Annotated in this window: 16 protein-coding genes; all 16 read right to left on the reverse strand. The window is 33.3% G+C overall.

Annotated features, from left to right (window positions below; all coding sequences use genetic code 11):
* Window positions 1–924 precede the first annotated feature (924 nt).
* The 16 genes from A9178_RS01385 to A9178_RS01455 all read right to left on the reverse strand — a co-directional run bounded on the left by A9178_RS01385 (window position 925) and on the right by A9178_RS01455 (window position 11,552).
* Window positions 925–2,193, reverse strand: coding sequence for a hypothetical protein (locus A9178_RS01385; RefSeq protein ID WP_068672126.1), 1,269 nt, complete (start codon window positions 2,191–2,193; stop codon window positions 925–927).
* Window positions 2,194–3,098: 905 nt separating this feature from the next.
* Entirely contained in the window at window positions 3,099–3,569 is a 471-nt protein-coding gene (locus tag A9178_RS01395) for a regulatory YrvL family protein (protein ID WP_068672128.1), read from the reverse strand.
* Between the two features lie 66 nt (window positions 3,570–3,635).
* Window positions 3,636–4,289 (reverse strand): hypothetical protein, encoded by a 654-nt coding sequence (locus A9178_RS01400; RefSeq protein ID WP_068672129.1) that lies wholly within the window; start codon window positions 4,287–4,289, stop codon window positions 3,636–3,638.
* A 55-nt stretch (window positions 4,290–4,344) separates the two neighbouring features.
* On the reverse strand, window positions 4,345–5,178 hold the full coding sequence (locus A9178_RS01405) for a hypothetical protein (RefSeq protein ID WP_231889773.1): 834 nt from the start codon (window positions 5,176–5,178) through the stop codon (window positions 4,345–4,347).
* A gap of 105 nt (window positions 5,179–5,283) precedes the next feature.
* Complete coding sequence (locus A9178_RS19460; RefSeq protein ID WP_255376700.1) at window positions 5,284–5,406, reverse strand: hypothetical protein; 123 nt, start codon at window positions 5,404–5,406, stop codon at window positions 5,284–5,286.
* A 75-nt stretch (window positions 5,407–5,481) separates the two neighbouring features.
* Window positions 5,482–5,604, reverse strand: a complete 123-nt coding sequence (locus A9178_RS19465) for a hypothetical protein (RefSeq protein ID WP_255376701.1) — start codon at window positions 5,602–5,604, stop codon at window positions 5,482–5,484.
* Window positions 5,605–5,633: 29 nt separating this feature from the next.
* The gene (locus A9178_RS01410; RefSeq protein ID WP_068672130.1) at window positions 5,634–6,077 is read right to left on the reverse strand and encodes a DUF7878 domain-containing protein; all 444 of its coding nucleotides are present in this window, start codon (window positions 6,075–6,077) and stop codon (window positions 5,634–5,636) included.
* 37 nt (window positions 6,078–6,114) lie between these two features.
* Window positions 6,115–6,567: an SMI1/KNR4 family protein gene (locus tag A9178_RS01415; protein ID WP_068672131.1), complete on the reverse strand. Its 453-nt coding sequence runs from the start codon at window positions 6,565–6,567 to the stop codon at window positions 6,115–6,117.
* A 74-nt stretch (window positions 6,568–6,641) separates the two neighbouring features.
* The gene (locus A9178_RS01420; protein WP_068672132.1) at window positions 6,642–7,088 is read right to left on the reverse strand and encodes a hypothetical protein; all 447 of its coding nucleotides are present in this window, start codon (window positions 7,086–7,088) and stop codon (window positions 6,642–6,644) included.
* On the reverse strand, window positions 7,085–7,423 hold the full coding sequence (locus A9178_RS01425; RefSeq protein WP_068672133.1) for a hypothetical protein: 339 nt from the start codon (window positions 7,421–7,423) through the stop codon (window positions 7,085–7,087). The genes A9178_RS01420 and A9178_RS01425 overlap by 4 nt, the downstream gene beginning before the upstream one ends.
* A gap of 22 nt (window positions 7,424–7,445) precedes the next feature.
* Complete coding sequence (locus A9178_RS01430; RefSeq protein ID WP_068672134.1) at window positions 7,446–7,799, reverse strand: hypothetical protein; 354 nt, start codon at window positions 7,797–7,799, stop codon at window positions 7,446–7,448.
* 91 nt (window positions 7,800–7,890) lie between these two features.
* The gene (locus A9178_RS01435; RefSeq protein ID WP_231889774.1) at window positions 7,891–8,319 is read right to left on the reverse strand and encodes a stage III sporulation protein AH; all 429 of its coding nucleotides are present in this window, start codon (window positions 8,317–8,319) and stop codon (window positions 7,891–7,893) included.
* Window positions 8,320–8,367: 48 nt separating this feature from the next.
* Window positions 8,368–9,204 carry a DUF1835 domain-containing protein gene (locus tag A9178_RS01440; RefSeq protein ID WP_068672136.1) on the reverse strand — a complete coding sequence of 279 codons (837 nt, stop codon included), beginning with the start codon at window positions 9,202–9,204 and terminating at the stop codon, window positions 8,368–8,370.
* Window positions 9,205–9,718: 514 nt separating this feature from the next.
* Entirely contained in the window at window positions 9,719–10,144 is a 426-nt protein-coding gene (locus A9178_RS01445; protein WP_068672137.1) for a DUF3021 domain-containing protein, read from the reverse strand.
* Complete coding sequence (locus tag A9178_RS01450; RefSeq protein ID WP_068672138.1) at window positions 10,134–10,595, reverse strand: LytTR family DNA-binding domain-containing protein; 462 nt, start codon at window positions 10,593–10,595, stop codon at window positions 10,134–10,136. The genes A9178_RS01445 and A9178_RS01450 overlap by 11 nt, the downstream gene beginning before the upstream one ends.
* 327 nt (window positions 10,596–10,922) lie before the next feature.
* Window positions 10,923–11,552: a CPBP family intramembrane glutamic endopeptidase gene (locus tag A9178_RS01455; protein WP_231889775.1), complete on the reverse strand. Its 630-nt coding sequence runs from the start codon at window positions 11,550–11,552 to the stop codon at window positions 10,923–10,925.
* Window positions 11,553–12,783: the final 1,231 nt, after the last annotated feature.

A 12,783-nucleotide genomic window follows, 5' to 3' on the forward strand; every position in this document is an offset into this window, starting at 1 on the left:
AACAATACTCTGTTGCCCAGGTCCATCCCCTCGAAAGCAGCTCATATACCTTTTAACCCATTACAAATTTTGAATTTACCATTTTTTTAGCTACTTTTAATTTCTATTGTTTTTCGTAATTAATTCGAGTTAATTCTAATTGAATTCCCATTCGGTTATTCTTCCTGATTACCCATAAATTAAGACATGTGAGTTTATCTAACTGAGGATCTACTAGCTCAAAAAGTGAGGGAAACAACATAACAGAAGAAAGAAAAGAATGAAAAAGGAAGACTGAACCCTTATTAGACAAGGGAGTTGCATTGAAAAGACCCTGCATTTGCAAATGTTTATTTTGACAAAAACAGGGTCGGACTAGCAAGGTGATGTTGGAATTAGCAATTTTGACAGTCAAGATTTATTCGTGATCTACATATGGACAATTAAATTTATGGCGATAAGACGGGGATTGGACACTGACTAAATCCAATATTGATAAGGGATTGAAGGGCTACATTTATCTAATCCCGGGTTCCTATTGAAGAAAACCCGTGAGATTATTGGTATCAACACGGAAATCGGTAAAGTTGGTTTAGAGATATTTATTTTAATTAGGCAACTAATCGCTTTTATTTCTGTTTAACCTCAGACTATAAAATCGCCTTGCCTTCAGATCTCCCTCTAGTTCAAATACCCCATCAATGATGAACAGATAGAATCAATAGATGAACAAATATGTTATTTAATTAAGCAACGAAAAGATCTTTCGAATAATAATCCCGGTTTTCCAACTAAACATCTTATTGCAAGTTGGTCAAAAAAATATAACTTAGTGATCCGTTGGTGGTTCAAATGCACTTCTTTTCATATTCTCGCCTCCAAGTTAAATAATTTAGTTTATTTTAATCCGGTAAAAAAAGCTACTTGTTGAGAGATCTGCTTTTACTACAATTCACTCAATTCAACAACTTCCCCGTTATTCGCCTTTACTGCATATTGACAATCTAACTTTCCACATAATACATAGTAACCTTGCTCAAAGTCATATACATAATATGGTTTCAACTCAATGAAGTCATTTAATTTCTCAAATGCTACTTCTTTTGCAATCTTTATTTCCTCTGCTTCTTTTAATTCCATATACGTTTCTAAAAACGGCTTATTATCCATGTAATTCAATACTTCATAAGTATCTGAGTCAATGAACAGCTTCATTTTTCTTTTAAATACACGCTCTTTCTGTTCCTTTTTCTTTAATGTTGCATGGATGTATCCCTTATCTCGATATAGCGACTTTAATGCCCATTTTCCTGAAGCATTCGTGTATTCTTGACTTAAAAATTTTTGAATGTTACTGACACACTTTTTAATTTCTTCATCTGTGATTGGATGCAAGTCTGGATGAGGTTCACACTGAAATGCTTGATCGGGTGTGACATTTTCAATGAGTGATAGTATTTTACCTTGGAAAGGTTTTTGAATATTATCATCCCACTCTATCACTTTGTCCATTTGCAAAGGAAACTTATCATCTACAAAGAATTCATAGGGCAAAGTAGAAGAACCATCATTTTTAACATAAATCTCCTCTATTGCAAATGCAGGAACGAGCTTTTTTTGTTCGATTACTGGAAACTCAATTAATTTCAATTGTTCCTCAGCTAATTCTTCTGCTTGTTCAAGGGATAATAAATATTTTTCTTGTTTTATAAGTTTTTCGGAGGGGAACTGTCCATATACAGAAAATAAGGTGAGTTTCCCTTCTTTATCCAGTTTAAATTCAATATAACCTGACGGAGAAACTGCAACCCCATTGATACATTCCTTGAAAAGAAGCTCCCTTTCTTCTTCCTTCCAGAACTCAAACTGCCTTCCATAAATCAGACCCGTTTCCTTTTCAATCCACTTGATGATTTCATCCCTGTTATTCAAATCAAACGTCATAACATCAACAGACGATATTCCTTCACTAAAAATCACATGTTTTGTCTTTCTTGAATGGATGTCTATTTCAATACATACTGTCCCTTCTGGATTATAGGTTTCATCATCCCAATTTTTAATATGATTTGGAAACCATTCCGTGCTTAGGCTATAAACGGTATCTTTGAAAATTGTTGTACTTCGGTGAATGTCAAATGTATGTAAATAATATTCGTGTAGGCAGTATTTTTCTTTTGTAAAATTAATTAATTCTTTTATTCTCTTGTCCATCTTAATCCCCTTATATTTATGGTATTGTGAATTGTGAATTCAAATCTGAGGAATAGTCCATATACTTTTGCAAAATTAATTTTTCTATTTCTATCACCCCTGATTTTTAGAAAACTTGGGATTTGCCTAGACTTTAGGAGAATGACTTAGTTGCACTTGTGCAAGTAGTAAAGACTGTTGCTCAATTGGACAGGGTACAATCCCTATTTTAAATCCATCCGTTACTTTAACAGTCCAGAAATCCAAGAACGATCTGATGTATGTAATAACTCTAAAACATTAGAAGTAACCTGATTAAAATCTTCCCTTGTTTTAGCATGTTCAAAATCAAACCATATTCCATCTTCGTGTTCAGACTCTGCTCCTAATCTATGTCGTTTATCAAGGTGATGAGCAGTTACTTTATTAGCAATTTGTTCCCCATCTCACTTTATTTTAGAATTTTTTAAAATTAATTATCATATATTGCCCACACATTTAAACATTTGGCTTCGAAAATCACTTTATACCAAAACTTGAGAATATAATTCCATTAACTAATACTGTTATAGTAAAAGTAAGGATAGAAAGTATTATCTTATCCTTTAATAAAATGTTATCGAATCGTTTAAACAACTTAATCACAAAAAAGAATAAATAGCCAAGAACAGGTAGACATATGATGCTTGCTATTACATCAACTTTTGTAAATGGTGGGCCAAAATTAATATCGTAAAAATAATTCACTACTATAATTAAGCTAAATAATATAAATTCATAAAAAAGAAACTTAAAATAATACAAGTTAGAATGCTCCTCAACAGATTGCTATATTCTTTATTGTCTTACTTTGGTTTTTTTGTAACGGTATATAAACATTGTTTTCCTTTTTGAAGCAAAGCAGCTATAATATACTGAAACTTCTATTAAGCCGCTGAATTTTTATTGTCAACTTCATCTTTTTTATCATCGAAGACAATTTCGAACACGGCAAGAAATAATGCAATAATAATCTCTGTTTCAGGAGAAAGCGTAATACTATTCATTAACTCATCCACTGTGAATAGAACTAGCCAGTTCGTTGTGCTTTCAACAATAATTCGGATAAAAAGCACTTTTGTTTTTCCCGTAATATTTCGGACGGACAATTTGAAAATTACTTTAAAAAACACTTCGACTATGATGCCTATAATAAAGAAACTGATAACAAAAATAACCAATGACCAGATAGATTCATATTGAACTCCAAGGACTTTAAAAACTCCTGCCAATCCGAAGAAATAAAGTCCAAATATAAACCCAATCACCAAGATAATGAGAAGTGTTATTCCTGCAACTGCTGAGATCTTTTCCTTTCTATTCATATCACGAAATGAATCATTTTTATGTTCTGGCATAAGTCTGTTTCCTCTCTGTTTTCAATAGCTTTATGCTGAAAATAATATTAAAAAGGATAACCTTCTCTATAAAATACGTTTTTCCTCCCCGTCATTTAACTTAAAATGGATATCAAACGAAGTTCCTCCTTCTATATGATTTGGAACATCTGATAATTCGAGTAATTCCTTTATATGAATAGGCTTTTTCTGATTTGCCTCTATCGTCACAATATAAGGACCTGCAAGGTTCATCAGTGACTCCATCCGCACGCCAACCCCCGTGTAAAAGGAATCTATAAACTCTAATTCAAATGACACGTCTTCATTGCTTCTATTATGTAGAACAAGAGTGCATTCCCCATCCAATAAGTCTTCTCCCACATATTCAAAATTGCAGTTGCCATCACTACCATATGAGATAGCTGTTATCCCACTTGCTAACGTTTCTTGGTACATGGTAATAAGAAAGTTTGGTAATAATGAATATACAATTACAACAACAATTAACGTTCGAAGGTGGTATTTCTTCATGCCAATGACAAGTAATATCATGGCGATAATAAACATAATTGCCCCAAGAATCCCAAGAAAAACATATCCATTATGATTGCTAATCGGAAACGACATGAACGTAGATTGTGCTTCTATCATAACATTATTAGGCAATGGGAAATATAAAGACATACATATACATAAAATAATCGCTGAAATAATGAGTGCTACTTTACTTCTTATCACGGTACCCCTCCTCTCTTTATCTTAACTACCTTTTTAATCAATACAATCATAAGTATTAACTTATGCAATGCTTCCACCGTGCATGGAAAACATATAAAAGTCTTCTTCGTCTGTTAAAGTCCAACCATCGAAAAAAGAACTGGCATGAAACACATCTTAAAAAGATATTGTCACATTGTACGATAAGAAGTGGACACTGTTCCAATAACTGAATATCTTCAATTTTTTTACCAATCAATAGCTCTTTGATTGATTTCCATTCACTTTGATTAGATTGAATATCTGTTTCTCCCAATAATATGCCACCTGTATCACGAATTCGCCAAGGGCATTCAATGATGATCGCACCTTTTTCCAATTGAATAATAAAATGAACCTCTGAATCAACAGCAGTAATCTTTTGTCCAATAAATTTCCTAAAGTCAATTTTACTTATTTTTGTATGCCATAACCTAAGTGCATGTGTGATTATCATTTCATTGATTTTTTCTTCCTTATAGCCTTGCTGATTATCTCCATACTGAAAATCATCAATCGTATCACTAATTTCCTGCCAATTCATCTGCTCCTCAAGTAGGTCATGTTTGATTGTACAATCATAAATTTCTTTTACTAGCAACATGGCATTTTCTACTGGTAATAACAGTTGAGAATGAAGGTGTTTTACATGATATTCCACGCATTGTTCTTTCGAAGGTGCTTTCCATTGAATGCTTTTCATCGCATCGTCAAACATCTTTTCCATTTCAAATATATTTAATTTCTCTTTCCTATCCATACTGGCTATTTTTTTGATATCAAGTACATCCATATGCAAATTATACTTTGCCCAATCTATGTAATCTGAAGGCTGTACAGTTCCTATGTATCTTTTATAATATAATTCCAATAGTTCTATCAGAATCCCCTCTATCCCCGTATAATATGTTGTAAATGCCTATTCTAAGACTTTAAGTTAATCGGATTTTTCGTTTTAAGCTCATTTCATAATTACTCATTTAAACTGATACCCATATTTTTTAAGTTGTCTTTCTAATTGCTCTCGCTTTACTTTCCCATTTTCTTGATATTCAAGAGGATAATGTTCAGTCATAAAAACAGGTGCATCAAAACTCAACCAAATATTCCGATAAAATATTATGTGCAACTTTTACTGTTAAAAATTCTCCATTTTCCAATTCAATATCATCATCTACGGCAAATTGAAATCGCAACATACACATATTTCAAAAGAGCCGAACTCTAATTTTTCACCATTACCATATGCTGGTTCGTCCAGTCCTTTATAACCGCAAACGGGACAACTATATTTCATATTTCAGACCTCCTGTCTCATCATTAACATTAAAATATCCACTTGCTTTTAATGAAATCATCTATATTAAATCCATAATTCTTTAGTAATTCACTATCTAATTCAATCAGGAATAAATCTACTGCCTCAATAATCCTATCCAAAGCTAACAACTCCTTAGATTCATACAATTGCCAAATTGAAAATATTGTCCAGTAGTTTTCCTCTATTTTATTAAACACTAAAATAGGACCTTCTCTTTCATCGTGTTCAATAGTATAGTAATAAAAGTTCTCTTCCCGCCTCCAGTTCTTTAATGCTATTCCAAACTCAAGCAGGGCTAGTGAAGGTTCTAAGAAGAAACGATGATCATTCACAAATACTTCTAATCTACCTTGTATATCAACTAATAGCTTACCGCTTCTCTTTTTAATAAGTTTTGGCTCAATAAAGCTCTTTGTATCTAATTCAAATTGCAGCTTTAACGTATTCAAAAATATATACACCTCTCCAGTTAAATAGAAAGAATAATCAATCTTCCAGCTTAGTTAATCCATTTAGGAATGACTCGAAGTCTGGAGCTAATTCAGTTATTTCTTCCCCATCATGATCAATGAGGATAATAGGTGGATTTTCATCTGTATTTCTATAATCAAAAGCAATCCATGTATGACCGTCTCCTGAAATAAGAACAACCTTCTTTGGAAGTCCCCACTCTTTAATTAAATATTCACTTTCCAGAATACTCTCTTCTCCACCTATCCCTCTAATATAATCTACATTAATATGATCATCTGCCCACGATGTTGGAAAATTTGTGGGATACGAATCATAGCTGATGTACCCACCATTTTGCTCTTTCAAAAGACTTATGTAACTTTCAGGTAATTTTACACTTAATTCTTTTTCTGCTTCCGCCACAATTTCATTGGTAATTGGCTCTACTTTATATTCATCATCTTCTTGCCAAAAACTCTTTTTCATAAAAATCCCTTCTTTCCTACTTGTTTTTTGTCTCCATTCCATTGCAATCTGTTTAGTACATTTAACAAGAAGTATTAATCCTCTGTTTGTTCATTCAATACCCAAGGGATTCGGGCTTCAAAATCCAACTGCAAGACGGGACGTGGCAACTCGTCTTGAATAAACGATACCTCTTTCTTGAATCCAAACGTAAAATTATTTATTCTAGCGGTGTTCGTATCATTCCAATTAGAATCTGTACAATATGCTCCTTCTACTAATCTACCGACTATATGGTAACCCCCAATATATAAACGTAATCCATCTTCTATTTCACCAAACTCAGATAAATGGCTTGGCTTGGAAGGATTGATTCCTAACGTGGTAAATACCTCTATTATGGATGGATCTATATGCTTAACCGCTTCCATATAATTTTTACAGTACAAACAATTACAGAGTTCAATATCTTTTTCATAAAATTCTTTTGTTTTACCTAAATCAACTTCTAATGACCAATTCAACAGCTTGATTCGTTTCATTCTGTTCCCTCACACGAAGTTTTATCCTTATTTCGATTTCTATATTGATATAATACTTCATCAACCCATTGTTCGAACATGGCATATGCTTCTTCATCCGTTTTCACGATACCAATGTATCCTCCCAAAAACTTTTCGTAATAATATCCCTTATTAATAAACAACTCTTCTCTTTCACGATCTGTTTTAAAATCGTTAAAAAACAAATCCATTAATCCGTCCTCTCTTACCCATGCTATTCCCTCAACTATCGGGGTGGATTTATCTTTCCAATTTCCAACATGTAAATGATTTCCTGTATAGTTTTCAGAATCAAAATACATTCGCATATTCATGCACTTTGCTCCCATTCGTAAGTTATAAAAAACCATTTTGACTTTTTGCATAGAATCTCGCACTGGTAGATGGTATGAATTTTATTTTATAGTTTCCGCCAATTTCCTGTTTTACTTTTTCTGTTAAAACGAGCCCGATTCGATTAAATTTATCTTCCAGTTGGGTCCCGTTAGGAAGCAATTTATCTAGTTCCCAATCAATCCATTCCCCATACCTTACTGCCCAAGATGACAATTCCTCTTGTAAACTAGCTGAAATCGGAACATCTTCTATATCAAGATTACGTCCACACCTATTACACCAAATTGGATCAGCTCCAACATCTCCTTCAATTTTTAAATCATTTGTTTCTCCGTTATTACAACAACAGTTCAAAGATATTGACCTCCATTTTAAATAAAAGTTGGTACTTTCTTAATCGACAACAAATACCCTTCTTGTAGCCGACCTAAAGTAAAGCCCTTTTCTACTTTAATAAGAAGTTGTTCCATATAGCTTCATCAACCATAAAATACTTTTCGTGTGAACACCCAGCCAATATACATTGCACGTTTTGATAAAACATTAGGTCTTCTGGTAGTTTCAGACCATTCCAGTCAAAAAGAGAATTGCTGCGTTCTTTTAAAAATTCTCTTGACGCATTATTGAGTTGAAAATAATAAACGTATCCTGTTCCTCCAGCGAGTTTGGTTGTTTCCCATTCTCGTTGAATTTTTCTTTCAATCAGATGTTCTTCAATATCTGCTATCAATATATCAATATAAGCTAGACGTTCTTCTTCAATCTCCATCATTTGTCTATTTTCGACAAAAGTAAAACGATTGCAATGTTTGGATAATAGGTCTACCAATTGTTTATAGCGTTTTCCCTTTATATTCTCCGAAACCTCTAGCATTACCATTCCCCCCTTGCACTACTATGCAATCATAGTTTTTCATTCACTTTAATTTCTTTTTAACCTCAAACTATAAAAACGCCTTGCCTTCAAATCTCCTTCTAGTTCAAATACCCCAGCATCAATCAACTTTCTTATTCGATATTCTAGAAAAGCATCCCCTATATATTGATCTAAATGTCCTAGCACTTCTCCAATTACTCTAGCTACACTTATAAATTCATTTTGTTTACCAAACAACCTTTTTGCCTTTTTTATAATAAAATCATCATAATAATCTTCAGTGATACTTTGAATCCTTCCATTCCGCCATATTCTTAACGTTTCATGACTTTCACCAAGAGAAAGCCATTCCCTTTCTAACTCTTCTCGATCATGATCTGTAAATAATGTTAAAAACTGGCCAATATCCTGTTTATAAATAATTTGTAATTTCTCGGGAGGTATTTCACCTGTATGAAGTACCGTGTATTTTACCTTTTTTACCTGAAAAAGCTCTTTATATGCCTCTGTCGTATTAATCACCGTGATATCAATGTTTTTCCCCTTTAAAAGATGTACAATATACCGCATCCCTGTTTGTTCATGAGCGTTATCGGAAACCCAAATAGTCATATGCTCACCTTCAGGTATAAGGTTAATTTCATTCATTACCATTTCGAAATGTTCCCTGTAACCATTGTATTCATAAAACTTTTCGCTCATGGATTGTTTCATCCACTCATCTCTGGATTTTACGCCAATCCCTTCATTTAATCTCCAAACTGGTCCTATGGAAAATATATCATAAAAAGAAATTATCCTTTCCTTTTTATCAAGCCCCATCTCTTTTAAAGCAAATTGCAAACTACCTGAAGCCGATGCACTAGATAGAATATGTATCATCCTTTTTTACTCCTCTGTTTGTACGACTTATTTCTCAAATTCCCTATAACTCCAATACAACCTATAACAGCAAATACTATGGGAAGATCTCGTCCATTTCTATGTAATCAATTGATCCACTACCTATTTCCGTTTTCTTGTCTCATGCTAAATAATAGTAATACGTCACTTTATAATCTCTTAATATTAACCACTATTACGGTATTGTCCATATGAAAGTTTCGGCTTTAAAATGTTTCTCCACATCTCATCTTCCATAAAACCATCGCCGTCCACTATGTCCCCATAAATTATTACGTTATTTTTATATGGAGACAACAGGGTGATAACTTTATGTATCTGTAACTTAGTTCTTCCCAACCCAAATCACCCTAAAACCCATGCTCCTCTTGACTCCATCCCCTTTTCATTCATCCTGTACATCCGTAAGTTGAATGTCGGAATAACCCCATAGAGTCACATGCCAAAAATATGAAATTAATTCAAACCTCCCTGTACGGTATAAAGATTCGACTCACTTAGTTATACCATTTTTCTTCTTCAAACTAGCATTCAATTCTGCCTCCACTTTTTTGTAATATAGATAATACCCCATCCAAAATACAGCATATACGAATATAAAAACTACGAAACTTACTGAAATTGCTGCAACGCTGAATGGAATCCAATCGGCTATGAACAAAGTGATTGTAAAGAAAACTGCTATCGATAGGAAAAAATGAATAACGGTTTTTTTCAAATAACTCCAGCCATTATCCTCAAATATAAATGAGGCTAATCCAAAGTAGATACCAATAATCAGGGAACAGAGCATATAAATCCATATTTGTACGACGGTGGCATCTGCTCCAGTAAACATTACAACCGTAAGGGCTATAAATGTAAAAATACCACCTAGAGCTATTCCCATCATGCTTCTTTTAACTGCTTCAACGATCATCTGACTGCCCTCCAATAACTAAAGTATCTTTGATTGGTTTCACATATTTTCGTGTAATATACTCTTTATTTCCGGAATGAAAATAAACACAGAGATTTCCGTTAAATGATAACTCAAAACGCTCAATCTGATTAAGATTGCCTATGACCGATTTCGAAAAACGCATAAAACCATAAGGAGCTAGAGTTTCTTCTATTTCATAGAGCTTCATCCTTACTTCAATATTCCTTTTACCAATGCAGGCATGAGTTTTCCTTTTTTCAGCATATACAAATTCAATCTGTTCCGGGTCAAGTAAAACTGTTTGATCAGACTCAACCCCAAGTATACGCTTTCGACTTTTACGCTTAATAATAGCAATGACTTCTTCCAGTTCATCAGACCATTCATTTGTCTGAATGGTAATGGATGGTTCTTTATGCTTATCGTCAATTTCAATGTTCACTTTCATCATCAAGCCCCCAAACTATCCCTTTGTCTTTAAGAAGTGTGGTAACATATAACCACTTCAAGAACAAACTGACCAAATCCTAAAATACTTGAAAACTTTTAAAAAATAAGAGACAAGGTCTAATTCAAAATAAGCTACAATACCAATTGCAACACCACAAATAACAATATATCATCTATAAGGTAACATAAATACGATTTCTTTTAGAGGAGCATTTTTTCAAAAGTAACTTAAAATCTTTAGGGTTTCATTTTAATTTTTCGATAAACTTGTTTAAACAAAATCCTCTCTATAAAGGCTTTCAAAAAGTAACCACGATCAACATAGTTAATTATTTTCATTTTCCTTTATATCATTATCCCATTTCCCTGTAACTGCGGAAAGTATAAGCCAAGGTTCAATGAATAAGTTTATCAATATATGAGCTATAATTGGCGCAAGTATATTACGATCAGCTATAATATACAGAATTGCAAGTAAAGCCCCAAGTATTGTGGTTGATAATATCACTGGAAGAGCAATCTTCAACTCCCCTCTTAGAAATACCCATGCCCCATGTGCTACTCCGAAGATCAATGCTGAAGCCAACACTTGTATAAATATGGAATAATCTAAACTCATTAGCCAATCCATCAGTACTTGCCTAAACAAAATTTCTTCTACAATGCTAGAAACGAATGCTGCCCAAATACCAATCACTTTAAGCCATGAAAATGTAAATAAATGATCACGTACGAATGGAACTACTTTAGCAGTGTACATAATATATCCCATTGCGATTATAATTGTTAATATCCAAACAATAGGGTTATTAAATGCTTCTGCATGAATGCCTAATCTATTCTCGATAAAATTCTGCGGATCTCCAAAATACCAAAAAAGAATACTTCCAGTTAATGCAACAGATAGACTACCTAATACTAAACCTGTGATAATTTCATCTTTACGACTATACATATACAACATCTCCTGTTCTGCTAATCATTCATATTTAACATAAATTCTAACGTTCATAAGCATATGTACCTATATCTGTAACGGTTATAATACTAATTAGCTCCCTTAATAAAATTCTTCCTATTCTAGCTTGATTATGGCAAATAATAGCTTTCTTGTAGTTAAAAAATGTGTAACACGACAGAATTGATGAATGAAATCCAAAAAACAATGCATGTAACTATGGAGTGAGAAATTATAGACATAAAGAAAAAGAGCTGGACCCGCTATTGAATCCAGCTCGAATTTGTATTGATTTGGGATTGGAATATCCTGTTGTATGATGATTGAAAAACCATCCAAGTACATAGCGTTTTCCCCCATTCTTCTTTTCTTCCGATTCCCACTCAGACCAACTTAGTTCCATCAGGAAAGAACAAAGTTACATGGGGAAGGAGAGGTTTACAGGGAGATAACAACTTCCACTTAGATTCGATATTTCATTCTACAGTTACATTCTTAACGTAGTTGAATTGTAAAACAACAGAAATGCTTTCCTCTTATCTTCTATTTCCAAGTCTTGGTTGGGAATATTACAATCTCAACTAAAATTATTTTCTCTACTATGTACAACCAAAATAAACATCTCCGAAATCCCACCCCTTCAACTGACATTCCACCGTTTCCGTTAAAATAAAGTTTTGCTACGGAACCCCCATTTTGAAGTATTTTTGGTTCAAAAATGACCGTTTTTTGGGTCTTTTTCGGCTATTTTTTCACCTTTTTTCGGAGTTAAAATAAAGTTCTCTGAGAATAAAGAGAAGAATATTTGAGAAAAGAGATCAGGAGAAAAGAAGAACAAATATTGGATACGTATTGATTTGTTATTGAGTAGGATATTGGATAAACTCAATGATATCAAGGGTTAGAACAAAAAGGAAAGGGAAGAAAATAACTCTTTTCTCCCCTACTCTTTCATCTATTATCCGAGAAATTGTTGGTTCCAACTCCAAAATCAGAAAAGGTTATTTTAACAAAATAGGGGTTGAAATCGGAAATGTTTATTTTTACAGAGAAATTTATGTTTTAACTAGACATCTTCTGTACCATAAGATTAATCATTTGGGAAAACCCCATCCCTCCAACCCGCATTCCACCGTTTCAGTCATAATAAAGTTTTGCTACAGACCCCCCATTTTCACACTTTTTCGATTCGAAAATGACCGTTTTTCAGGCCTTTTTCGGCTGTTTT

Origin of the sequence: Oceanobacillus sp. Castelsardo (genome assembly GCF_001659985.1) — a bacterium.
Classification (GTDB): Bacteria; Bacillota; Bacilli; order Bacillales; family Amphibacillaceae; genus Oceanobacillus.

What these genes read in the sequence shown, in the direction of transcription:
- A9178_RS01440 (WP_068672136.1), bottom strand. Translation starts at nt 9,204, where the DNA reads ATGATACATATTCTATCTAGTGCATCGGCTTCAGGTAGTTTGCAATTT.
- A9178_RS01445 (WP_068672137.1), bottom strand. Translation starts at nt 10,144, where the DNA reads ATGATCGTTGAAGCAGTTAAAAGAAGCATGATGGGAATAGCTCTAGGT.
- A9178_RS01435 (WP_231889774.1), bottom strand. Translation starts at nt 8,319, where the DNA reads ATGCTAGAGGTTTCGGAGAATATAAAGGGAAAACGCTATAAACAATTG.
- A9178_RS01415 (WP_068672131.1), bottom strand. Translation starts at nt 6,567, where the DNA reads ATGAAAAAGAGTTTTTGGCAAGAAGATGATGAATATAAAGTAGAGCCA.
- A9178_RS01395 (WP_068672128.1), bottom strand. Translation starts at nt 3,569, where the DNA reads ATGCCAGAACATAAAAATGATTCATTTCGTGATATGAATAGAAAGGAA.
- A9178_RS01450 (WP_068672138.1), bottom strand. Translation starts at nt 10,595, where the DNA reads ATGAAAGTGAACATTGAAATTGACGATAAGCATAAAGAACCATCCATT.
- A9178_RS01385 (WP_068672126.1), bottom strand. Translation starts at nt 2,193, where the DNA reads ATGGACAAGAGAATAAAAGAATTAATTAATTTTACAAAAGAAAAATAC.
- A9178_RS19465 (WP_255376701.1), bottom strand. Translation starts at nt 5,604, where the DNA reads ATGAAATATAGTTGTCCCGTTTGCGGTTATAAAGGACTGGACGAACCA.
- A9178_RS01455 (WP_231889775.1), bottom strand. Translation starts at nt 11,552, where the DNA reads ATGTATAGTCGTAAAGATGAAATTATCACAGGTTTAGTATTAGGTAGT.
- A9178_RS01425 (WP_068672133.1), bottom strand. Translation starts at nt 7,423, where the DNA reads ATGAATATGCGAATGTATTTTGATTCTGAAAACTATACAGGAAATCAT.
- A9178_RS01420 (WP_068672132.1), bottom strand. Translation starts at nt 7,088, where the DNA reads ATGAAACGAATCAAGCTGTTGAATTGGTCATTAGAAGTTGATTTAGGT.